At 49.7% G+C, this 22,284-nt stretch carries 22 protein-coding genes; 5 read left to right on the plus strand and 17 right to left on the minus strand.

Going from position 1 to position 22,284, the window contains the following annotated elements; genetic code table 11:
* Positions 1–30: 30 nt before the first annotated feature.
* The 9 genes from AB432_RS28830 to eutL are packed head-to-tail and all read right to left on the minus strand — an operon-like array spanning position 31 to position 5,734.
* Positions 31–474: a EutP/PduV family microcompartment system protein gene (locus AB432_RS28830; RefSeq protein WP_048035222.1), complete on the minus strand. Its 444-nt coding sequence runs from the start codon at positions 472–474 to the stop codon at positions 31–33.
* Positions 471–812 carry an ethanolamine utilization microcompartment protein EutS gene (gene eutS, locus AB432_RS28835; RefSeq protein ID WP_007720097.1) on the minus strand — a complete coding sequence of 114 codons (342 nt, stop codon included), beginning with the start codon at positions 810–812 and terminating at the stop codon, positions 471–473. Before eutS ends, AB432_RS28830 begins: the two co-directional genes overlap by 4 nt.
* Positions 813–814: 2 nt before the next feature.
* Positions 815–1,102, minus strand: coding sequence for a EutN/CcmL family microcompartment protein (locus AB432_RS28840; protein WP_007720099.1), 288 nt, complete (start codon positions 1,100–1,102; stop codon positions 815–817).
* Positions 1,103–1,106: 4 nt separating this feature from the next.
* Positions 1,107–1,931: a hypothetical protein gene (locus tag AB432_RS28845; protein ID WP_048035223.1), complete on the minus strand. Its 825-nt coding sequence runs from the start codon at positions 1,929–1,931 to the stop codon at positions 1,107–1,109.
* A 15-nt stretch (positions 1,932–1,946) separates the two neighbouring features.
* Entirely contained in the window at positions 1,947–2,723 is a 777-nt protein-coding gene (gene pduL / locus AB432_RS28850; RefSeq protein ID WP_048035224.1) for a phosphate propanoyltransferase, read from the minus strand.
* 9 nt (positions 2,724–2,732) lie between these two features.
* Positions 2,733–3,020, minus strand: coding sequence for an ethanolamine utilization microcompartment protein EutM (gene eutM / locus AB432_RS28855; RefSeq protein ID WP_047069988.1), 288 nt, complete (start codon positions 3,018–3,020; stop codon positions 2,733–2,735).
* A 49-nt stretch (positions 3,021–3,069) separates the two neighbouring features.
* Positions 3,070–4,563, minus strand: coding sequence for an acetaldehyde dehydrogenase (acetylating) (locus AB432_RS28860; protein WP_048035225.1), 1,494 nt, complete (start codon positions 4,561–4,563; stop codon positions 3,070–3,072).
* On the minus strand, positions 4,563–5,048 hold the full coding sequence (locus AB432_RS31450; RefSeq protein WP_048035226.1) for a BMC domain-containing protein: 486 nt from the start codon (positions 5,046–5,048) through the stop codon (positions 4,563–4,565). Before AB432_RS31450 ends, AB432_RS28860 begins: the two co-directional genes overlap by 1 nt.
* A gap of 35 nt (positions 5,049–5,083) precedes the next feature.
* Positions 5,084–5,734 (minus strand): ethanolamine utilization microcompartment protein EutL, encoded by a 651-nt coding sequence (eutL, locus tag AB432_RS28870; RefSeq protein WP_048035227.1) that lies wholly within the window; start codon positions 5,732–5,734, stop codon positions 5,084–5,086.
* Positions 5,735–6,068: 334 nt separating this feature from the next.
* Between eutL and AB432_RS28875 the strand changes: the two genes are divergently transcribed.
* From AB432_RS28875 to AB432_RS28885, 3 genes are all read left to right on the plus strand, one after another.
* Positions 6,069–6,743, plus strand: a complete 675-nt coding sequence (locus AB432_RS28875) for a hypothetical protein (RefSeq protein WP_048035228.1) — start codon at positions 6,069–6,071, stop codon at positions 6,741–6,743.
* Positions 6,744–6,950: 207 nt separating this feature from the next.
* Positions 6,951–7,628: a response regulator transcription factor gene (locus AB432_RS28880; RefSeq protein WP_048035229.1), complete on the plus strand. Its 678-nt coding sequence runs from the start codon at positions 6,951–6,953 to the stop codon at positions 7,626–7,628.
* The gene (locus AB432_RS28885) at positions 7,618–9,174 is read left to right on the plus strand and encodes a HAMP domain-containing sensor histidine kinase (RefSeq protein WP_048035230.1); all 1,557 of its coding nucleotides are present in this window, start codon (positions 7,618–7,620) and stop codon (positions 9,172–9,174) included. Before AB432_RS28880 ends, AB432_RS28885 begins: the two co-directional genes overlap by 11 nt.
* Positions 9,175–9,220: 46 nt before the next feature.
* Here the strand turns inward: AB432_RS28885 and AB432_RS28890 are convergent, their stop codons facing one another.
* Entirely contained in the window at positions 9,221–10,117 is an 897-nt protein-coding gene (locus AB432_RS28890; protein ID WP_048035231.1) for a LysR family transcriptional regulator, read from the minus strand.
* A 128-nt stretch (positions 10,118–10,245) separates the two neighbouring features.
* Between AB432_RS28890 and AB432_RS28895 the strand changes: the two genes are divergently transcribed.
* On the plus strand, positions 10,246–11,313 hold the full coding sequence (locus AB432_RS28895) for a YeiH family protein (protein ID WP_048035232.1): 1,068 nt from the start codon (positions 10,246–10,248) through the stop codon (positions 11,311–11,313).
* Between the two features lie 135 nt (positions 11,314–11,448).
* A complete protein-coding gene (locus AB432_RS28900) occupies positions 11,449–13,125 on the plus strand; it encodes a sulfatase family protein (protein ID WP_048035233.1) in 1,677 nt (558 codons plus the stop codon).
* Between the two features lie 66 nt (positions 13,126–13,191).
* On the opposite strand, the gene AB432_RS28905 is transcribed toward AB432_RS28900, so the two are convergent.
* From AB432_RS28905 to AB432_RS28935, 7 genes are all read right to left on the minus strand, one after another.
* Positions 13,192–13,449, minus strand: a complete 258-nt coding sequence (locus AB432_RS28905) for an HPr family phosphocarrier protein (protein WP_015893797.1) — start codon at positions 13,447–13,449, stop codon at positions 13,192–13,194.
* Positions 13,450–13,467: 18 nt separating this feature from the next.
* Positions 13,468–15,189, minus strand: coding sequence for a phosphoenolpyruvate--protein phosphotransferase (gene ptsP / locus AB432_RS28910; RefSeq protein ID WP_048035234.1), 1,722 nt, complete (start codon positions 15,187–15,189; stop codon positions 13,468–13,470).
* 17 nt (positions 15,190–15,206) lie between these two features.
* A complete protein-coding gene (locus tag AB432_RS28915) occupies positions 15,207–16,367 on the minus strand; it encodes a mannitol-1-phosphate 5-dehydrogenase (protein WP_048035235.1) in 1,161 nt (386 codons plus the stop codon).
* Between the two features lie 6 nt (positions 16,368–16,373).
* On the minus strand, positions 16,374–16,808 hold the full coding sequence (locus tag AB432_RS28920) for a PTS mannitol transporter subunit IIA (RefSeq protein WP_048035236.1): 435 nt from the start codon (positions 16,806–16,808) through the stop codon (positions 16,374–16,376).
* Complete coding sequence (locus tag AB432_RS28925) at positions 16,805–18,910, minus strand: BglG family transcription antiterminator (RefSeq protein ID WP_048035237.1); 2,106 nt, start codon at positions 18,908–18,910, stop codon at positions 16,805–16,807. The genes AB432_RS28920 and AB432_RS28925 overlap by 4 nt, the downstream gene beginning before the upstream one ends.
* 63 nt (positions 18,911–18,973) lie before the next feature.
* Entirely contained in the window at positions 18,974–20,404 is a 1,431-nt protein-coding gene (locus AB432_RS28930) for a PTS mannitol transporter subunit IIBC (protein WP_048035238.1), read from the minus strand.
* Between the two features lie 333 nt (positions 20,405–20,737).
* A complete protein-coding gene (locus AB432_RS28935; protein WP_048035239.1) occupies positions 20,738–22,279 on the minus strand; it encodes a degradosome RNA helicase CshA in 1,542 nt (513 codons plus the stop codon).
* Positions 22,280–22,284: the final 5 nt, after the last annotated feature.

Here is a 22,284-nt window from a genome sequence, read left to right on the forward strand (position 1 = left end):
GGAAAGGGGTGTAATACTGGTTAATCTCGCTTACTCGTTTACAATTTCTTGCAAATACGCTCGCAATTCTGATACTCCCTCACTTGTGAGCGAGGAGGTCCGGAAAATTTTTGCATTGCCGAGCGATTGACGCAGGAATTGTTCTGCCCTCTCTACATTTGCATCAGGATGATCCATTTTGGTAATGACCCCGATGCACGATTGCGGAAACCCTTGTGAAAAGCCAGGAGGGAAGTAATTGCGCTCCCTTGTTGCATCCTGCACCATCACAATGATCTTCGCCTCAAGAGAGGTGGCCATAAGCGTGCGGTAAAACATCGGGTTTTCGCTGTACTCACCCGGAGTGTCAATCGCCCAGTCCCGATATTCGAGCGCTTGCGTCTTCCGGGCAGGCTGTTCGTCATTGAACAGCGCCCGCACCAGAGAAGACTTTCCTGCTTCAATTGCACCGATAATCATTACACGACCGGTCATGATTTCGTCACCAACGCCGGTGTAAACCGCAGTTTTTCGCTCAGCACCTGATTGACCGCCTCGACTGCCATCTCAACAGCGGATACATCTCCTACGACAATCAGTGAACCTGTAAAACGATCGAGAAACCCAAGCTCGACGCCAGCAGCCTTTGTCGCAATATCCGCGGCAATAATGGCTGTTTCGGTAGGCGTCAAAGTCAAGATGCCGATTGCACCGGCCTCATTGATACCTAGCTTGGTATAGAGCATTGGGTCAGGGTTTGCGATTACATGAGCCAACGTGACCTGTTTCCCCGGTACGAATTCCTGGATGACTCGTGAACGTTCCTGTTCCATTCCTATTCCTCTCTTCCTGCGGCACCCGGCACCTCAAACGAATCGACGATGCCTACGATGATCGCATCGATCGGCACACTGGTGCCGGAGAAAAGGATTCGGGCAGGCGTCCCACGAGAGACGATAACCTGCTCCCCGATTCCCGCACCGATCCTGTCCGCTGCGATAACGGTTTGTCCGCCTTCTTCGCCACGCCAATCAATCGGCTGAACCACCATGAGCTTGAGATTTTCCATTCCTGCTTCTTTTTGCGTGGCCCAGACGCTGCCGATCACTTTTCCCAAAAACATGCGATCACCCTTTTCCTAAATAGCTGACCGTAATGCCGCGTTCTCTCATGCTGTCATAAGCAAGCGGAGAAACAATTGCACCTTTTTTCACGATCAAAGTCGTATCGCGAAGCTCAGGTTGAGATCTGATCCAATCCGCTGTCAACAGCTTCCCGGAAAAGACGGCTTCTTGCTCATCCAAAGGAGTCAATGTTGGTTGTTCTGTCTTGGTAGTCTCCACTTTTTGCAACTGAGACTTCAACTTGGAAACCACGCGATCAGCCAGACGGCGCTGCTCCGCAAACTCCACACCCAGCTCTTTCATGCTCTCAACGTGACGGTTGAACAGCTTTTCATAAGCAGGTGTCAGTGTCAATGTTTGCAGGGTACGACGGTCTGCGCGCTTGATTCCTGGCACATCGGAACCAGCGATGACGAATTTGCCTGTCACCAACGCGGAAAAGACGATTTCCGCTTTGATTGTTCCTTTTAGACCGGAAGCAATTCTCGCTGCATTATCCAAATCGATTTCAGGAATCACGATACCGACATAATCTTTCGGCACTTCCAACGGGGCAGGAGCGTACTCATCTGCGGTAAGAATTTTGCCTGCTCCCCCACATTCGATCTTGTGCATGCCCAACCAAGAAGAGGTTTCTCCGTCCAGGAAGAGAATGTCATGGCAGATCCCGTGGTTTTTCAGTTGGATAAAATGATCCTGAAACGCCTCATGAGCCTGGCTGTCGCAAAATACGTACAGGACACGAGGCGCTGTGCTGCTTTGCTTTTCTGTATTCATCGATTGCAAAATTTCTTTTGTAATCGACGCCACCATTTCTCTGATGTCCATCAAGCTCAACCTCCGTTAGCCGGAGTAAAATTGCCCGTTCTTGCCGATCACTTTTACCCGGTCGCCCGTTTTCAAATTAGCGGCATTTCCTTCATCCGTATCAACGTGGAAATCAAGTGCAAACTGCGGATGTACACGAACGACTACATCTGGATAGATGATAGGACGATCGCTTTGCGTTGCCAGGATCAGCGTATCGCCATCCTTCACTTGATATTGCTCGGCATCTGCTGGGGACATATGAACGTGGCTCTTCGCTACGATTACGCCTTTGTCCATCACAACAGTCCCTTTTGCCGTTACAAGTACCATACCTGGTGTTCCTTCAATATCTCCAGACATACGCACAGGTGCATGAACACCTACTGCAAAGCCGTCTGTTCTGGAAATTTCCACTTGTGTCGCGCCACGAGCTGGTCCCAAAACGCGAACCCCATGGATGCTGCCTTTTGGTCCCACGATGGTGACTGTTTCTTGGCAAGCAAACTGGCCCGGTTGCGACAAATCACGCATTGGCGTCAATTGATGTCCGGCTCCGAAAAGCTTCTCGACATCTGCTTGCGACAAATGAATGTGACGGTTCGATACGCCCAAAGGAATTTCTCGCACTGCCTCGGCAGCTTGATTGGTGGAAGGCTGCTGGTTCTGATCAACTTGTTTCACTTGAATCCCTCTTCCTTTCAAGAAATCTGCCGCTGCTGGTGTTATTTTATCCCCTTTCTCAACGAGAAAGGGGTTTGGGATACCTGACTTATGCATCGCTCTCAAGGATGCTTCTGTAATCACTGCCATCGGGATTTATTACCCTTCGAGTTTAGGCAGGATCAATTCAATGTCTCCATGAGGGCGTGGGATTACGTGTACAGATACGAGCTCTCCTACTTTTTCAGCAGCAGCGGCACCTGCGTCTGTGGAAGCTTTTACTGCACCTACGTCACCACGTACCATAACAGTTACGAGACCGCCACCTACGTGTACTTTACCAATCAGTTTTACGTTTGCTGCTTTTACCATTGCGTCAGCAGCTTCAACTGCTCCGATCAAACCTTTTGTTTCTACCATTCCCAATGCGGACATTTCTCCAGCCATTTTTGTATCCTCCTTAATTATATCTCCAAGATTTTAGTGTTTTACGACATTAAGACGTCATTTCTGTTAACACGGATTTGATGATGTTCTTGATCTCATCACGGCTCAAGCCAACGTTCATGGAAGAGACAGCCTGTAGGACAGCTTCTTCCGCTTGTGTCGCAGGAGCTTGTGGTGCTGGCGTTGATTGTGGCATTTCTTTGATACCAAATGCAACACGCTTGATGTTGAACATGTGCTTCGCACCGATGTTATCGGAAGTGATGTTGCCCCCTAAAGAACCGCATCCAAGTGTGAACGCTGGTTGTACGCCAGTCGTTGCACCAATTCCTCCGAAGGTCGTACCCGTATTTACCGGAATTCTGGATGCTGGCATTGCTTGACCATACGCTGCGATGACATTGTCATCCTGGGCGTGAATACCCGCTGTATGTCCAAGACCACCATGCTCCAGCAATTCGCGGCAACGAGCAAACGCTTCGCTGTCGCCTTGAACAGTGTAGAGGGCAAGAACCGGAGCCAGTTTTTCAACGGACATCGGATATGCTTTACCTACATTGTTCTCCTCCGCAACCAGGACACGTGTATCAGCCGGGATAGTAATACCCGCCATTTGAGCGATCACATGCGGGGAGCGGCCAACGATCTTCGCGTTCAACGAGCCGTTAATCGTGACGATGGCAGCTACCTTTTCCTTTTCTTGCTCGTTCAGGAAGTAGGCACCTTCACGCTTCAGGGCAGCAATCAATTGGTGTTTAGTGGATTCCTCCACTACCAATGCTTGCTCAGAAGCGCAGATCGTACCATAGTCAAACGTTTTGCTCTGCACGATGCGCTTGGCAGCAGCAGCAAAATCCGCACTGTGGTGGATGTAGACCGGAACGTTACCAGGTCCCACACCATAAGCAGGCTTGCCGGAGCTGTATGCCGCACGTACCATCGGTGTTCCGCCAGTCGCGAGAATCAAATTGGTCAGCTTATGCTTCATCAATTCGTTTGTCGCTGGAAGCGTAGGCTTGGTAACGCAATGGATCAAGCCTTCTGGTGCTCCAGCCGCTACTGCCGCCTGTGCCATCAGTCGCGCTGCTTCCAGCGTGCACTTGGCTGCTGACGGATGCGGGCTGAAGACAATCGCATTTCTCGCCTTGAGGGAGACCATCGATTTATAGATAACCGTGGACGTCGGATTGGTGGAAGGCACGATACCAGCTACGATACCGAATGGCTGCGCCACTTCCCATACCTTGTTCTCTTCGTCCTTACGGATGATGCCAACCGTTTTAACATCTTTCACAGATGCGTACACATCTTGAGCAGCAAACAGGTTTTTCATCCGTTTGTCCGGGATGTTACCAAAGCCTGTTTCTTCTACAGCCATTGCTGCCAGTCGATCTGCATGCTCCACACCCGCTTTGGACATGGCTTCGATGATTCTGTCGACTTGTTCTTGGCTGTAAGTAGCGAACTTGGCCTGTGCTTCCTTCGCTTGTGCGAGGTAGGTACGCACTTCCTGTATGGAATACAGATCAGCGTCGAGTGTCATTAGGCTTTGTCACCTCCGCCTTGTTTCTCTTCCAACAGACGAATGAGATCTTCTTTCTTCGCCATGTTGATTTCGTTCGTTGTCAGCGGGAAGTCCGCATACGAACGCGCCATTTTGCGCAGATCATTGATAGACTGATCTTGCAATTTGGTTGCTGGCACTTGGGCCGACTCTGCCTTAGCCTCTTCTTTTACTTCCGGTTTCAGCAGGTTTTTAAGCATTTTGGGTACATTTTCGTCAGGACGTGGAATAACGTGTGAGTGCAGCAAAGTTCCGACACGTCTCGCAGCTTCAGCACCAGCATCTACTGCTGACTGTACGGAGGAGACATCTCCGATTACATACACGGTAACGATCCCTGCGTCCGCGCCTTCATAAGAGACGACTTTGACGTCAGCCGCTTTGGCAGCAGCGTCTGCGGCAGCAATGAGAGCAGGCAAGCCCAATGTCTCGATCATGCCGAGTGAATATGACGTAGCGCGCATTTACATTACCTCCCCTTCAAGAGGGAATATCCCTATTATCGTTTGACAGGCTGTTGGGCGACACTTCTTACGGCATCGGCAAAAGCATCGGCGGCTGCCGTGCATGCCGACTGGCTGCCAGTGAGTAGCGCTCCCCCAAAGTTCGTTTCTGTCGGTGGACCAAAAAATTGAACCATTTGTACATCTGCAGCCTTGAGAGCGGCATCAATACCATACATGGCCTCCAGCGGTGGAGCGATCAAGTAGGCAAGCGGTTCACCTTCTCTGATACCCGCCAGTTGGGACAAATAGCTGCCCGTCCGCGACACAACATGGGCGTAATACGCATGCGTCCCTTCATCATTCAAAGAGTAAAAGCATGCTCCGCTCTCCATAAATGCAACGGCTGCATCCAGTCCGCTCTGCACCTCCGATGGCGTCGCGCCTCCGATCATCCCGATGAACTCGCCGGACAACGGTCCAGACGCATGGCCTGAGCCTGCATAAAACGACTTGGCATACACAACTTCTACCGCTGCCTTTTTGGTCGCTTCATCAATGGCCGTGTACCCCACATCGTCAATCGTGGAGGTCAAAAGACCCAGACTGCGGATATGGGAAGGCAGGTTCAGCTTCTCCGCAAATTGAGGATCGACATTGGGAATCAGTCGGATCGCAAGCGGCGTCGCTCGAATTGGTTTTTCCATGCGTGTCACTCCTTTCAAGACAACTTCCCTTTTCAAAAGCAAAAAAAGGTGCCTAAACACGAAAAAATAAGATCCGTGTTCAAGGGCACCTTTGCCTTTTGATTATTCACTTGTGGGTAGAAGATTTCACGCGATTTACGTGCTCTTTTACCTGTCTCTAATGTAGAACAAGGTAGGGAAAAATGCAAGCGTTTTCGGCATTCCGTCACTTTTCCATATTCCGGTCATATTACGGACACACGCCCCCATTATCTTTAGGTTGTAGCCGAGACGGGCAAGCCCATCAAACAAGGCTCACCACTCATTTACAGAACCCCCAAGGAGGAATTTCACAATGAAAAAGAAAATGGCAATGGCAGCAATGGCTCTGGCAGTATCCGCAATGGCAGGTTCCGCGTTTGCGGCAAGTGAACCAACGAAAACGTCTGGTTCTTCTGCTCCACTGAAAATGGTGAACACCGATGGTACAGATGCTCTTCTAAAACCGATTTTTAACCTGGAGCAAATGGCAAAGGAAAAGGGCATCACTGTGGAAGAGTTGATCAAGCAGCTTGAAAAGGAAGGCAAACTGACGAAAGGAGCAGCTATTAACACGAAAGACGGCGACCTGACAACTAGCTTCTCCTTCATAAAATTCGATGCCACCAGCGATAACATTAAGACAATCGACCTGGATGAAATGGCAAAAGAAAAAGGCATCTCCGTAGAAGACTTGATCGAGCAGCTTAAAGAAGAAGGCACGCTGGTAATGATTGCTTCCACGACAACTATCAATCTGGAAGAAGTAGCAAAAGAAAAAGGCATCTCTGTGGAAGAGTTGATCAAGCAGCTTGAAAAAGAAGGCACGATCGCCACTGGTAAAGCAGCTTCCTTTACTCACCCTTCAATCAGTTTGGAGGAAATGGCAAAAGAAATGGGCATCTCCGTGGAAGAGTTGATCAAACAGCTCGAAAAAGAAGGCAAGATCACAAAAGGTACAACAGTCTCAATACCTGCCATCAAAAAATAAGCGTTGCCTTTCAAGCACACAAAAAAACCTCTAGCAGGAAACTGCCAGAGGTTTAGTTATGCCCTTCGCCATTCAACGGACACATAACTCCATTATGCTAAACAACGGAAACAAGAACATTTTTTACAAATGATGTCAGTCAAAATTTTTTCTATCATTGCTATGATAAGTACAAATTGGCTTGAGATAGATAGGAGGTGTTTCTTCGTGAAACGAATTCTACTCATCGAGGATGAAATGCCGATTGCCCGACTTGTTCAGGTCTACCTGGAACGGGCGGGCTATGAGGTAAAATGGAATGAGGGTGATCACGAGGCAATCCCGACTTTTTTCTCCTGGAAACCCGATCTTGTCCTGCTTGACCTGATGCTGCCCGATCATGACGGCTTGGATATACTCGACCAGATTCGCCAATACGGCAGTTGCCCTGTCATTATCATCACGGCGCGCGGTACCGTGCCAGACAAGCTCCAAGGGCTGGCACAAGGTGCAGATGACTATATTGCCAAGCCATTTGATCCAGAAGAAGTGTTGGCCCGTGTACAAGCTGTGCTCCGCCGTTCCTCTTATATCGCCGAAGCAGACACGATCAGACTCGGGACACTTTCCATAGATGTTACGGCCCAAAATGCCTTAATCGGGAAAGCACCCCTTTCCTTAATGCCACGGGATTGGCAACTACTTGTTTTCCTGGCGCGACATCCGAACCAATGCTTCAGCCGAGATCAGTTGTTGGATCAGGTGTGGGGAATGGATTTTGAAGGGGGCGATCGCTCTGTGGATACCGCAGTGAAGCGTTTGCGCAAAAGCTTACTGCCGTGGCCGACTTCCGAAGGGGAGATTAGCACGATCAGAGGAATGGGGTATAGCCTGCGTGTTTACTAATCGATCTACTTCTACCAGAACTGCTGTACCGCTCTTGCGTTACTGGACGTGGCGCTATGCCTTGATATTATCTGTCATTCTTTTTGGTATTGGCTTTTTTGGCATCTATTGGATTAACAAAGCAGCTACAGAACAACAGTTTCAAGTATTGGAAGCAAGAACAGAGTTGCTCGCTGATTCGTATACCAAGTTGTTGCTTGCCAAGGACACCTCGACTTCTTCTGTAAAGATAGAGGATTTGGCACAAACAACTGTTGGCATCTCCAATCAGGCTATCACTACCGTGACTGGCCCTACGTCTCCGGCTATTCCTGACACCGCAACACCCGCAGCCACTACCGCTATGATCGCATTTCGAGTCATGCCAACTGTCCCAATCGATCACGTGGTACAGATTTACGATGATGCGGGCAAGACGTTCAAGAAGGAAATGGTGAGTCAGACGACGACCGCTACCATTGCGCAGTTACCTACCCCTGCCCAACCGGTGGACAAAACGAAAGAAATACGGGAGGTTGTTGCCACAAAGGGAGCTACCTGGCTGCGCGTTGGTGTCCCTTACTATGAACACAATGCAGTCGCAGGCACCTATTACGTCAGCACGCCTCTTAACAATGATTTGGTTCACACCTATATCACAATCATGGTTTCTATCGGAATCATCACTTTGTGCGGTTGGGCAATCGTCTATGTGCTGTCTCGCTCGTTAACACAGCCCCTGCGGCAGTTGGCAATAGCGGCAGAGCAAATATCCAGCGGGAATTATACGCCTTCCTTGCCCAATTCCTCCAAAATCAAAGAGGCCGAAATCAGCCAGCTGGTCCATTCATTTGACGAAATGGCCAAACGACTTGGACAACTAGAGCGGATGCGCACCGACCTTTTGGCTGGTGTTTCCCATGAGCTGCGTACCCCTGTCACCTCGATCCGTGGGATGATTCAAGCTGTCAAAGACGGCGTCGTAAAAGGTGCAGATGCGGATGAATTCATGCAAATCAGCATGGACGAAGCCAAGCGACTCCAGACAATGGTCAATGACCTGCTCGAATTTTCCTCCATGGAAGCAGGTGAAGTTTTCGTCGAGAAGCATTCCATACAGATCGACAGCACATTGGATCAGATAGTCGCACAGGTGCAAGCCTTGCCCTCATTTGCAGACGTATCTGTGACAGTTAATCCGACTAGACAAGATACCGTATGGATCGGCGATGAATCACACGTCAAACAAATTTTGCTCAATTTATTGGGGAACAGCGCTTCCGCAAATGCAACGCAAATCAACATCGGCGTCCATAATCAGGGTGACTTCCTCTCCATCGACGTGACTGACAATGGAAAAGGGATTCCTGAGTCAGAGGTCCCCTTCATTTTCGAACGGTACTATCGCGGCGATAGCAAACGCAAAAAGAAGCATGGATTGGGGCTGGGCCTGACGATCTCCCGACTATTGGCAAAAGCACACGGGGGAAATGTCGAATTGGTTCGGACTTCTCCAGAAGGAACAACCTTTCGTCTGACACTCGCCCATCCTGACTCGTCCGCTTGAAATGAAAAAGAGGCAGCAGCACGTACCGATCATGCCGCTTCCTCTTTTACGTATGGGCACCCTCCGGCACATGTGTGCGGATAAGATCCATGAAGATGTCCAATGCTTTGGTATGAAACTCGTCTGATTTCGTGACGAGCGAAAAATCACGGGTAACCGGCGTCCCCGTTACCTTCAATGTACAGAGCGTGCCGAGCCTGCGTTCTTTGCGGATAGCCCAATAAGACAGTAAGCTGATTCCCAGACCAGCCTCCACTGACTCCTTGATCACCTGTGTGCTGCCGAACTCCATTCGCTTTTGCGGTGTGAATTGCAGTTGGCGAAACATTTTTTCAGCCGCTTCCCTCGTGCCTGACCCTTCTTCCCGCACAATCCACGTTTCCTTCATCAATTCGTCAATGCTGACCTCCGTTTGCCCGGCCAATCGATGCTCCGGAGAAGCAATCAAATACATGCGATCATCAGCAAACGGCTCTACGCACATTTTTTCGTCCACATACTCCCCCTCAACAATCCCGACGTCGAGTTGTCGCTTCGCCACCAGCTCAGCAATGACTGTGGAATTGTGAATGGTAATCGTGGGGGTAATCATTGGGTAATACTGACGGAGACGCGCAATGACATGAGGCAGCACATACTCTCCATATGTGTAGCTGGCGCCAATCGTCAAATCCCCGCTCGGTGTGTTCATCAAATCATCCACGAGGCTCTGCATTCGCGTGTACAAGCCCAAGATCTCCCGAGCGTGATGATAGACAATCTCCCCCGCTTTATTCAAGCGAACATATTTGTTGCTTCGCTCCAGGAGCTTTGTCCCTATCGTGCGCTCGAGCGCATGAATATACTGACTAACGGCAGGCTGCGTCATATGTAGCTCTTCTGCAGCTCGGGAAAAGTTCTGTCTGTCTGCAACGGTCACGAACACAAGCAAATGCTGATCCAACTGCCTTCACTCTCCTATCCACCACTAACCATTCATTTCACTTATGATGATCATCGCAATGATTTATTTTTCTTATTATAACAGTTGCCGTATGCTGAGTTTGTAAAACTTTTCGAGGAGTGATGGCAATGGCAACTCCGATCAAAAACAGCGTGCCATTGAATGAAAGCAATGCCAGCGTACAGCCCGCAAAAAATAACGAAAGCAAACCTGCATCCATCTCGCTGTGGATAGCTGGAATCGCTTTTACTTTTTTTATCGCCCTGACAGGCTACGGCTTAGCAAAAATACCTGGCTTTCAACAAGTTGGCCCCCTCGCCTGTTCGATCCTGATCGCGGTCGCATACCGGCATTTTCGTGGATATCCGGAAGCATTGCGATCAGGGATTCAATTTTCTGCCAAACGTTTACTACGTCTTGCTATCATTCTGTACGGCCTGAAGCTCAATATCGACGTCGTCTTGAATGAAGGTCTCGGGCTTCTCGTCTATGACGCTGGTGTCATTATTTTTTCCATCGCGGTTACGATGCTGATAGCTAAGTGGCTGAAAGCAGACTCTTCCCTCTCCCTCATGCTCGGAGTCGGTACAGGGGTCTGTGGAGCAGCGGCAATTGCTGCCGTCTCGCCTATCGTTGCTGCCAAGGATGAAGATACAGCCATCGGGGTAGGAATGATCGCACTCGTCGGAACCCTATTTGCTATTGCCTACACGATCCTGCGTCCGTTCCTACCCCTGTCCGCGGTCGAATACGGCATGTGGTCAGGAATTAGTCTGCACGAGATTGCGCATGTCGCGTTGGCTGCTGCACCCGCTGGTCAAGATGGGCTAGCGATTGCACTGCTAGCAAAATTGGGGCGTGTGCTGCTGTTGGTTCCGCTCTGTTTTATCCTGATGATTTGGATGAAACGCACCGGGAAATTACAAAGTGGCACCAAGATTGAATTCCCTTGGTTCCTGATCGGCTTCCTCGCCATGAGTGTATTTGGAAGCTACGTTCTCGGAACAACCATTCCTGTCTCAGAAGCGTTCCATAGTGGTGTCGCCAATGTCACAACCTTCGTGCTCACCATGGCCATGGTCGGGCTCGGCCTGAACGTAAATCTGCGTGCACTGCGTACAAAAGCGGCGCGCCCACTGATTGCCATGAGTATTACCTCCATTCTTTTGTCAGTACTCTCCTTTGTATTGGTATAAAAAGCTGTGGATAACCGAATATCCGAATTCAACTTCGCCGATTTCTTGATAATCGGCGATTTTTTTGTGGATAAGGACAAACTTTATCCCCATATGTTGATAAAGATGTGTACATCTTTGCCGAGGGGGATCTATATGTCGAGAAAATGGTTGAGGAGACGACCGAACATCTTATTCATCATTGTGGACCAGGAACGATTCCCCCCTGTTTATGAAGAGCCTGCGATACGTGAATGGAGCGAGGATACACTCCACGCTCATGCTTTTTTACGAGAGCATGGGTTGGAATTCAAGCGTCATTACGTTGGCTCCACAGCCTGTTGCCCCAGCAGAGCTACCTTGTTCACCGGACAGTACCCCTCTTTGCACGGCGTCACCCAGACCAGCGGTGCCGCTAAACGCTCTGCCGACAGCGACATGTTCTGGCTCGATCGCAATACCGTCCCGACGATGGGAAATTATTTTCGTCAAGCGGGCTATCGGTGTTTCTATAAAGGCAAGTGGCATATATCCGATGCTGACATCTGGGTACCGGGCACCCACTTTCCTATCCCCAGCTATATCCCTGTAACGGGAGTTCCTGATCCAGATAAAGAGCGCTTATACTTGCTTGCTGATCGGCTGGACGGCTATGGCTTCTCCAGTTGGATCGGGCCTGAACCGCATGGAATAGCGCCGCATAACTCCGGTTCGTCCGCAGCCATCGGAGTAAACGGTCGTGATGTGGTATACAGCAGCGAAGTCATCGAGCTGCTCCATGCATTAGACCAGGAGAAAGGCTCCGTTGAAAGCTACCAGCCTTGGCTGATCGTGGCGTCTTTCGTCAATCCACATGATATTGCCATCTATGGGGATATCTCTGCGAGCACACCGTTTTTTCGCTTCCATGTGGATAAGTCTGTTCCCAGTGTTGCCCCACCCCCTACCCAGTACGAATCACTTGCGACAAAACCGCGCTGCCAAGCGAGTTATCGGGAGGTATATCCACAAGCGTTCCAGCCCATTTCGGACCAAGCCCATTATCGAAGACTGTACTATCATCTCCAGAAAAACGCCGATCGGGAAGTGATGCGTGTTCTTGAAGCACTCATCGCAAGCTCGTTTTATCCCGAAACACTGGTCGTGTTCACATCCGATCACGGCGAATTGTTGGGTGCCCACGGCAATCTGCATCAAAAATGGTACTGTACCTATGAAGAGGCAATTCATGTTCCTCTCATTATCCACAACCCATTCCTTTTTCCACACGCGACCTCCACAGAGCTATTAACCAGTCATGTGGATATTCTTCCGACACTGCTCGGTATATCTGGAGTAGACACAGATAGGCTTAGTGAGGAGCTAACCTATACACATAGCGAGGTACAACCGCTTGTCGGTCGTGATCTTACTCCCCTCATCTTGTCTCACGATACGGAATCTATCTCTAGCGAGCCGATCTACTTCATGACAGATGACGATGTAACAAAAGGACAGCATCAAGTTAGCGTGCAACACCAGCCCTATGACTCTGTCATTCCTCCGAATCGGATAGAAACGGTCCTCGCCTACCTGTATTCCGCCGGGCACAGCACTTTATGGAAATACTCCCGCTATTTTGCCGAGGATGTATACAAACCCACGCTGACTGATTACGAATTGTACAATCTCACGACCGATCCTTTGGAAACAAGGAATTTGGTAATCCCCCTCTACAAAACCACACACTCGGAGCGCAACCGCCTGAAAATGGAGCTGCTTTTAGAAGAACAACGAGCCCAAAAGCGACTGACACCCTTTTCTCCCCCTTTCGCACAACTACTTTCTACGTAAACTTTCCCGGAACAACAGAAAAAACCCCTCAAATCGAGGGGCTTTTCGTCTTTCCCTTTCTCTTCCCTATTCCTGTTCGGTCAATGCTTTTTCCAATGCTGCCATCGCTTCTTGTTCATCCACGCCATCCGTGATCAGGGTAATTTCTTCCCCTTTTCCAATCGCTGCTGCCATAATGCCCATGATGCTCTTGCCATTTACATTTTTCTCATTTTTGATGATTTTAATTTCGCTGGAAAAAGACGTGGCCACCTTCACAAAGTTCGCAGCAGGACGTGCATGCAGGCCATGCGCCAATTGAACCACTATTTTTTTCTCTACCATTCTGATCTGCCTCCTTTTCTACACTCTCTCAAGCCATTCCTTCACGAACGCCTCTACTTGCGCAGAAGTGCTCATCTGTAAAATCGTATCAATCTGCTTCGCTGCGTCCTCCACACTCAAACGACTCAGTTGTTGGCGCGCAGGCAATATGCTCCCTGCACTCATACTAAATTCATCCAGACCCATTCCCAACAGAATCGGGATCGCGATTGGATCGCCCGCCATCTCCCCGCACATACCGACCCATTTGTTCTGCGCGTGCCCTGCTTTTATGACGTTGTGCAGCAAGCGCAAAACGGCAGGATGATAAGGCTGGTAGAGATAAGCGACCTTCTCGTTCATACGGTCGGCTGCCATTGTGTATTGTATTAAATCATTGGTTCCAATGCTGAAAAAGTCAACCTCGCGTGCAAATTGATCGGCCATCAGTGCCGCAGCAGGGATCTCAATCATGATACCCACTTCAATCTGATCGGATACTGCCATTCCGCGATTTATCAAAGATTTTTTCTCTTCTTCCAAAATCGCTTTCGCCTGGCGGAACTCCTCCAGTGTCGCAATCATCGGAAACATGATTTTCAGATTGCCGTGTACACTTGCGCGCAATAGAGCACGCAACTGCGTACGAAACAGTTCTTGGTTGTCGAGACACAGCCGGATGGCGCGGTGTCCAAGAAACGGGTTCATTTCTTCTGGCAAAGCCAAGTAAGAGAGATGCTTGTCCCCGCCAATGTCCAAAGTACGAATAACCACCGGGCGGTCACCCATATGCTCTAGCACGTGCTTGTACGCGAGGTATTGTTCCTCTTCCGTCGGAAAATCATTGCGTCCCATGTATAGAAACTCCGTGCGGAACAGCCCGACACCTTCAGCACCATTGGCGATTGCCCCAGCAACATCTTCAGGACTTCCGATATTGGCGGCAAGCTCGACATGATGATTGTCCAACGTGACCGTTTTATCGTTCACAAGCTTCGCCAGTTCGGCTTTTTGCGCTTCGTAATCTGCCTGCTTGCGTTTGTAGACAGCGATTTCCTCTTCACTCGGGTCAATAATCGCGATCCCTTCATGCCCATCGAGAATGACGAGTGTCGCAGGCTGAACGGCACGAGTGATCCCTTGTGTTCCAACAACAGCAGGAATCTCCAGAGAACGTGCCATAATCGCAGAATGCGAGGTTCGTCCCCCAATGTCTGTAACGAAGCCTTTGACATAGCGGCGGTCTAATTGGGCCGTATCGGAAGGCGTCAAATCATCCGCTACAATGATCACTTCCTCTGTCAGCTCCCCGAGTCCTGCAAACGGTACCCCGAGCAAGTAAGAAAGTACACGTTTGGTAACGTCACGAATATCTGCTGCTCTCTCCCGCATGTATTCGTTGTCCATTTGCTCGAAAAGTCCGATGAATGCTTGTGCGACATCATTCAAGGCACTTTCAGCGTTTGTCTTTTCGTTTGAGATTTTATCTTTGACGGTATCGACCAGTTCCGGGTCTTCCAAGACGAGCAGGTGAGCTTTGAAAATGTCTGCATGATCCGTTCCCATCTCCCGCTCCACGCGCAGAACGATGTCCTCCAAATCATTTTTTGCTCGAGCCAACGCCTCTTGAAAGCGTTGGATTTCACTCGCCGGATCTTCAATCGCTACGGTATTGATCTGTAAGTCGGGCGTTGTCAGTAAAAACGCCTTGCCAATGGCTATACCTGTTGAAGCTTTTACACCTGTGATCTTTTGGGACATCGTAACACCAGCCTCTCTCAATGGCTACCTGACCATTCCTTCAATCTGCGTGCCTGTTCGCGCACGATCTCCTCAAGTGGATGACTTGCCGGAATGCCGGTACAATTGTGTAATGTATTTTCCCATCCAAACTCTTTCAGGCTTGCTTGTATCCGTGCGGACTCCGCATCCTCGGGATAGTCGAATGCCAGTGCCGCAGCAATTGCCAGACCTAAATGCTCTGGATTCATTCCTTTTTCCATGCATTGTAGTGCTGGTCCGACCAAACGATCTTGCTGCGATAGCTTGCGGATCGGCGAACGCGCCACCCTGACAATATCGTCAGACAACAATGGGTTGGTGTATCTGCCAAGGATTTTTTCTACATACTGCCCATGAACTTGCGGGTCAAATCCGTACTTGGCAGCAAGCAGTGCACCTGTCTCCTGAAGAGCCCCGCGTGTCGCCTGAACGATCCGGTCGTCTCGCATCGCTTCATCAATCGTTTTCATCCCCAGCTGATACCCCAGGTACGCGATGACCGCATGACCTGTGTTGACGGTAAACAGCTTTCTTTCGATGTACGGCGCGAGATCCTCCACATAGGTAACGCCCTCAATGGACGGGACTTCTCCAACCATCTGCGACGAATCTACCACCCATTCGAAAAACGGTTCCACCATAACCAGAAGCTTGTCATCATGCTGCTGCAAAGGAACAATCCGATCTACGGCTGCATTGGGGAATCCGATCCATTGTGCTGCCTCGGCTTGAACCGATTCCGTCAGATGCCCATACACATGCTCCTTCAGCTTCTCGCTGCCACCAATCATGTTTTCGCATGCAATCACATTGAGTGGCTTCGCATGAACAGAAAGTCTCCGGGTAATGCCGGCTGCGATGGCCCCTGCAATATGCGGAAGAATGTTGGGACCAACTGCCGTCGTAACCAAATCGGCAGTTGCGATCGCTTCAGCTACCGCCGCTACATCCTGACCATTTATCGCTCGAACTCCTTCCACGACCGACTCCGGTTTTCCTGTTGTTGCTAGTTGCACGCGATACATTTTTCGCTCATTCAGCTCATCGACCAAAGCCGCATTGACATCCACAAACGCAATTTCATAGCCAGCCTTTTGCAACAGTTGTCCAATAAAGCCTCGCCCAATATTACCTGCTCCAAAATGTACAGCTAGCATAGGGGATTACACCTCCTCGGAGAACATCGCAATGATTTCTTCCGCCGAAGCCGCGTTTACAATCCGTTTGACGTTTTCCTCCTCGGAGCAAAGAATCGCGATGTTCGAGAGCACCTCCAGATGTTCGTCTCCAACAGCAGCAATGCCCACCAGCAAATATGCTGTATTGCCTTCTCCGAAATCTACGCCCTCCGGAACCTGAATGATGGAGATCCCGGTGGATTGAATCTCTGCCTTGGATTCGTTCGTTCCATGAGGGATGGCTACGCCGCTTCCGATATATGTGGTCGCCAACTGCTCGCGCTCTTGCATTTTCTCTATATACGCCTCCGTTACGTGGCCTGCACGCACAAGCAATTGTCCAGCCAGTCTGATCGCCTCTTCTTTATTGGCTACCTTTACATTCAACATGATTTTTTCTGCTGTCAGTATGTTTTTCATTTCGTTCTCTCCATTCCTATCTTTTTGAGGCAAAACGCATACATTTTGCCCGCTATATAATCAGCCATTTGCTGTGTTTCTCCTGTTTTCAAAACCGCTTGCATTTCTTCTTCAATCAAAAGGGAGCTGATCTCGCTGAGTACTTCCAGCCCTTCCTTCGGCACTTCTTTTGGCCCTAACAAGAGCAGGAGCATATCAATGGATATCACTTCTTCATCCATCGAACGAAGAAGCACAGGCTCTCGTAATTGGTGAAACGTAAAAGACGCCCGATTCACTGCTTCATTTCTTCCGTGAAAAAGGGCCAAGGATGTTCCTGGAATCCCCAAACCACCGAGCTTTTCCCGCTCGATCAACTGCTTGACTACCGGTTCGACCTCCTCGATCGTTCCACGTTCTTTCAGCCTCTTGCTGATTTGTCTCAAAAGCTGGGCGATGTCTTGATCACGGTTATCCCATCTCATTCCCCACAGCCCGTCGTAAAGCTCATTGGCATACGCAGCGTAGTATTGCATGGCCCTTAGTTGTTCGATGGACTGCTGTCCTGCGGGAACTAACTGACTTTTCTCCTGATGGGATTGTTTCTGACTCGTCGTGTGTAATTGATATTTAATTTTTTGGATATCGTCTGGCGGAAGCAGCGGGCTGACCACGACATATTCCGCTGGATCGAGCGGCAATGGAAGGGTGGAAATGATTAAGTCATAATCCGTTGCCGGGACCTCTTCCAAATCAAACATGGACAGATTTTTCAGGCTGACGATCTCCGGTATTTCTTTTTTGATACGCGTTGCCAAAATCTTGGAGGAGCCGATCCCGCTGGAGCATACCACCAATGCCCGGTACCACTGCTGCTCATGGCGCGTTCTCTCCAATGCCGCACCAAGATGCATCACCAGGTACCCGATCTCTTCATCTGGAACCTGTAGCTCTGGCAAAACTATATGGACCGCTTCGCTTGTTACGGCAAACAGCTCTGGATAGTTTTGCTTGATCTGCTCGAGAATCGGATTGCGAATCTCCATCTTCCGCTGTAATCGGTACAACGCTGGCTCCAAATGCGTCAGCAGACCATGGAACAGCGAGGCGTCATTGCCAAGCGGAATGTCCAAGCGTTCTTCGCAGGCTTGAATGAAGCGTTTCGTAATAACTATGAGCTCCGTGTTTTCGGGCCATACCTGGTCATCCGGAGAATGCCGCAGCTTGGCTCCCCGCAAATGCATCGTAATATAGCCGATCTCATCCGCCGGGATTTCCATTTGGAAAATTTGCTTCAGCCGCTCCATGATATTGCTGGCTATTTCGTACTCGGGTGTTCCAATCAATTCATTGAGGGTATTCTCGTCAAAATGAATGCCTTCCCCTTTTTCAATCCGTTCCATGGCCAACGCCAAATGGGTGACTAATCCGAGATAGGCGCTGTCTGCCAAAGGATAGGGAAGCTCCTCGTCCAGATGGCTCAATGCATTCTCGACCTTGATCAGCTTTTCCCGGTCAATCAGGCCAAGCAGCCGTTCCGAAATCGAGTCGATGTCTCGCAATGCCTTGTTTTGAATATTTTCTTTGATAATCCCAATCAATTCATGATCATCCAGATGCTCGGCAATCAGTCTACTGATCGCCCGCCGCTTGGACGACTCTGTGCCTTGCAGCTCTACGCCGTACCCTCTTTTGCGCAAGAGTGACAGATCGTAACGAGCAAGCATCGTCTCCAAATCATCCAGATCATGACTGATGGTCGCCGTCGTCACTTTCAAATCGATCGCCAGCGAAATCAGCTTGACTGGCTCTGATGCCTCCAAGAGTGCGCACAGGATGATTGCCTTTCGTTCCTGCACGGTGTATTCCTTCGTCATGTGATGCAGGACAGACATTCTGAGTGCACGCTTTTGCTCGTCAGTCCCGACCACTTCAAGCCCTGAACCTGTTTTTCTGACTAACTCCAGATCAAATTCATCAAACAAGGAAGCCAGCGTATCCAATTCCCTGTGAACGGTACGACCGCTTACGCCAATCTGTTCGGCGATCGAACCAACGGTAACTCCTTTTTGTTCCTTCAATAAAATCTCGATAATAGATCGCTGTCGAGAGGATACATGCATGTCTTCGTTCCCTCCTCAACGCCAAAGAGGGAAGACGCTAGCTCTCACTAGCGTTGATTCCCCTTATCCCAGGCGTTTGACCAACTTGTCATACTCGGGACTATTCAAGAAATTTTCAATGGAGATATGCTCCGCAGAAGGCGCTTTGACCTGCGCTCTTTCTGTTAAAGACTTGTGCGTAATGACGATATCAGCGTCACCTGGAATGTCGTTGATCGCCGTATTGATGACTGTAATCTCGGTCAGGCCCGCATCCTTGAACTTTTTGCGCAAGGACGCCGCTCCCATCGCACTGGAGCCCATTCCCGCATCGCAAGAGAAGACGACTTTTTTCACGTCAGCAGCAGCTACCTCATGCTTCACTGGTGCTTCTACCGCTTCTTGTGCCTGTGCTTTTTTGCCTTTCATCTCTTGCATTTTTTCTGTCGCTTTTTCCAGTTCATCTTCGTCTGTCTTCGCGCTCATTTTCAAGAGAGCAGATGCGATGAGGAAGGACACGACAGTCGCTGCCAACACACCAGCCAATACCGGTAGCAATCCACCACGCGGAGCCATTGCAATCAAGGCGAAAATACTACCTGGAGACGGTGGCGCCACCAATCCTGCGCCAAGCAGCGTGAAGGTAAACACACCAGCCATCCCACCACCAATGGCCGCCAGAATCAGACGCGGATTCATCAGCACATACGGGAAGTAAATTTCGTGGATACCCCCGAAGAAGTGAATGATGACAGCACCCGGAGCCGATTGCTTGGCACTGCCTCTGCCAGCAAGCCAGTATGCCAACAAAATTCCCAGACCTGGTCCCGGATTGGATTCAAGCAGGAAGAAAATCGATTGCCCCATCTTCGCCGCTTCATCCAGACCGATCGGGCTCAAAATACCGTGGTTAATCGCATTGTTCAGGAACAGGATCTTCGCTGGCTCGATGAAAATGCTGGCAAGCGGCAGCAGTCCTGCACCTACAATGACTTCTACACCCGCTGCAAGCGCCTTGCTCAGGCCTACAACGACTGGCCCAATTGCTTGGAAAGCCAAAAGTGTCAGTAACCCGCCAACGATACCCGCGGAAAAGTTGTTCACCAGCATTTCAAAGCCGGAACGAATTTTTCCTTCGAACAACTGGTCCACTTTTTTGATGACCCAGCCGCCCAAAGGACCCATGATCATGGCTCCCAGGAACATCGGGATGTCTGCACCTACAACAACCCCCATCGTAGCAACGGCACCTACGACCCCGCCTCGAACATCATGGACCATTTTCCCGCCGGTATAACCGATCAGCAGTGGCAGTAAATACGTAATCATCGGTCCAACCAGTTTGGCCAAATTTTCGTTAGGCAGCCAACCTGTTGGGATAAATAAAGCGGTAATTAATCCCCAAGCGATGAAAGCACCGATGTTCGGCATGACCATCGCACTCAAGAACCGTCCAAACTTTTGTACCGAGACCCGTATTCCACCCGAAGCGTTTTTTGTTTCTACGCTCTCCATACTGAACCCTCCTTTACCCCTATTTATGAGATGTTGACATGATTGAAATGATAATGTGTACACCTCAAATATAAAGCGTTTTCATAGGGGGTAACAACAAAATCAAAGCGCGAATTTGTCTGACTCGTTGTTGCCAAAACTTAATTGCCCATAGAAAAAAGACCTCTGCTCAGTTGCAGAAGCCTTCTTACAAATTCTCCGATTCAACCTTGATCACTATGCACACTCCTAGTTTGTCACAGATCCCCCTAACTATTCGCAGGCAGGTCAACACAAAAAAAGACCGATGCGCACATGTGCACATCAGTCCTTGCTTGCATTACCGCTCGCTTCCTAGCTGCGTGGTGGACGAGATTCGCCACTGCGTGGACGGGAGTCACCGCTGCGTGGACGAGAGTCACCACTGCGCGGACGAGATTCGCCGCTACGTGGACGAGATTCACCGCCGCGAGGACGATATTCGCCATTGCGTGGGCGAGATGGACGCTTTCCACCAAAACCGGAACCAGAACCGAAGCCACCTTTTCCTTTTGGAGGCAGCTTTTTCTTCCCTACACGAAGAGGAGCCTCTTCTGTCAGGCGGACAGGTGTCGTATCCGGCTCTTTGGTCAACAGCTTGAGTGCTGCGGATACCAACGTTACGGAATCAACATCCTCCAGCAATTGTTCTGCCAATGTTTTGTAAGCAGACAGATCATCTCTTCCGGACGCTTCCAGGATTTTGTCTACCGTCATTTTTTGTTGACCTTCCAGAGCTTCTGCCATCGAAGGAACAGCATGACGCTCCATGCGACGCTTGGTCGTACGCTCAATCAGACGCAGATGGTCAATTTCACGGGAAGTAACAAATGTGATCGCGAGACCCGTTTTACCAGCACGTCCCGTTCTTCCGATACGGTGAACGTAGCTCTCGGAGTCTTGTGGAATGTCAAAGTTGAATACGTGCGTAACCCCGCTGATATCCAGACCGCGGGCTGCAACGTCAGTCGCTACCAATACTTCGATTGTACCTTCTTTGAACTTGCGCAGTACGCTGTCGCGTTTTGCCTGGTTCAGGTCTCCGTGGATACCTTCTGCTCCATAACCGCGCTTGGTCAGAGCTTCGGACAGCTCATCCACTCTGCGCTTGGTTCTACCGAATACGATAGCCAGCTCAGGCGAATGAATATCCAGCAAACGGCACAGAACATCGAATTTTTGTCTTTCTGCTACTTCCATATACTGCTGCTCGATGTTTGGTACGGTTACTTCTTTTGCTTTCACTTGAATAATGGTTGGTTCGCTCATGAACTGCTGAGCGATTTCCTGGATCGCTCTTGGCATCGTCGCCGAGAAGAGCAATGTTTGACGATTGGTAGGAACCTCTTTCAAGATTTCCTTGATATCGTCGATGAAGCCCATGTTCAGCATTTCATCCGCTTCGTCCAAGATCACCATCTCAATCGCATCGAGACGAATCGTTCTTCTTCTCATGTGATCCATGAAACGACCAGGTGTTGCTACGATGATTTGCGGGCGTTTTTTCAACGCCTTGATTTGACGCGTGATGTCTTGACCACCATAGATTGGCAGGGCAGAGATGTTTTTAAATTGGGCAATTTTATTAATCTCTTCCGCCACCTGAACAGCCAGCTCACGAGTAGGAGTCAGTACAACCCCTTGAATGTTGCCATTGGTTTCGTCCAAGCGCTCCACCAGTGGAATACCGAATGCAGCTGTTTTACCAGTACCTGTTTGTGCCTGACCGATCAGGTCACGACCTTGCAGTGCTACAGGAACTGTTTGATCCTGAATCGCTGTAGCCTCTTCGAAGCCCATGTTGCTCAACGCTCTAACAATGGAGTGGTGTAAGCCAAAATCATTAAAAGTCGCCAATGAAT

Source organism: Brevibacillus brevis (genome assembly GCF_001039275.2).
GTDB lineage: Bacteria > Bacillota > Bacilli > Brevibacillales > Brevibacillaceae > Brevibacillus > Brevibacillus brevis_C.

Coding starts and splice junctions, on each gene's coding strand:
- AB432_RS28830 (WP_048035222.1), bottom strand. CDS start 474: ATGACCGGTCGTGTAATGATTATCGGTGCAATTGAAGCAGGAAAGTCT.
- eutM (WP_047069988.1), bottom strand. CDS start 3,020: ATGGCTGGAGAAATGTCCGCATTGGGAATGGTAGAAACAAAAGGTTTG.
- AB432_RS28895 (WP_048035232.1), top strand. CDS start 10,246: ATGGCAACTCCGATCAAAAACAGCGTGCCATTGAATGAAAGCAATGCC.
- AB432_RS28845 (WP_048035223.1), bottom strand. CDS start 1,931: ATGGACATCAGAGAAATGGTGGCGTCGATTACAAAAGAAATTTTGCAA.
- AB432_RS28875 (WP_048035228.1), top strand. CDS start 6,069: ATGAAAAAGAAAATGGCAATGGCAGCAATGGCTCTGGCAGTATCCGCA.
- AB432_RS28925 (WP_048035237.1), bottom strand. CDS start 18,910: ATGCATGTATCCTCTCGACAGCGATCTATTATCGAGATTTTATTGAAG.
- AB432_RS28905 (WP_015893797.1), bottom strand. CDS start 13,449: ATGGTAGAGAAAAAAATAGTGGTTCAATTGGCGCATGGCCTGCATGCA.
- AB432_RS28930 (WP_048035238.1), bottom strand. CDS start 20,404: ATGGAGAGCGTAGAAACAAAAAACGCTTCGGGTGGAATACGGGTCTCG.
- pduL (WP_048035224.1), bottom strand. CDS start 2,723: ATGGCAGTGATTACAGAAGCATCCTTGAGAGCGATGCATAAGTCAGGT.
- AB432_RS31450 (WP_048035226.1), bottom strand. CDS start 5,048: ATGCGCGCTACGTCATATTCACTCGGCATGATCGAGACATTGGGCTTG.
- AB432_RS28900 (WP_048035233.1), top strand. CDS start 11,449: ATGTCGAGAAAATGGTTGAGGAGACGACCGAACATCTTATTCATCATT.
- AB432_RS28860 (WP_048035225.1), bottom strand. CDS start 4,563: ATGACACTCGACGCTGATCTGTATTCCATACAGGAAGTGCGTACCTAC.
- eutS (WP_007720097.1), bottom strand. CDS start 812: ATGGAACAGGAACGTTCACGAGTCATCCAGGAATTCGTACCGGGGAAA.
- AB432_RS28915 (WP_048035235.1), bottom strand. CDS start 16,367: ATGCTAGCTGTACATTTTGGAGCAGGTAATATTGGGCGAGGCTTTATT.
- AB432_RS28840 (WP_007720099.1), bottom strand. CDS start 1,102: ATGTTTTTGGGAAAAGTGATCGGCAGCGTCTGGGCCACGCAAAAAGAA.
- ptsP (WP_048035234.1), bottom strand. CDS start 15,189: ATGTCCCAAAAGATCACAGGTGTAAAAGCTTCAACAGGTATAGCCATT.
- AB432_RS28920 (WP_048035236.1), bottom strand. CDS start 16,808: ATGAAAAACATACTGACAGCAGAAAAAATCATGTTGAATGTAAAGGTA.
- eutL (WP_048035227.1), bottom strand. CDS start 5,734: ATGGAAAAACCAATTCGAGCGACGCCGCTTGCGATCCGACTGATTCCC.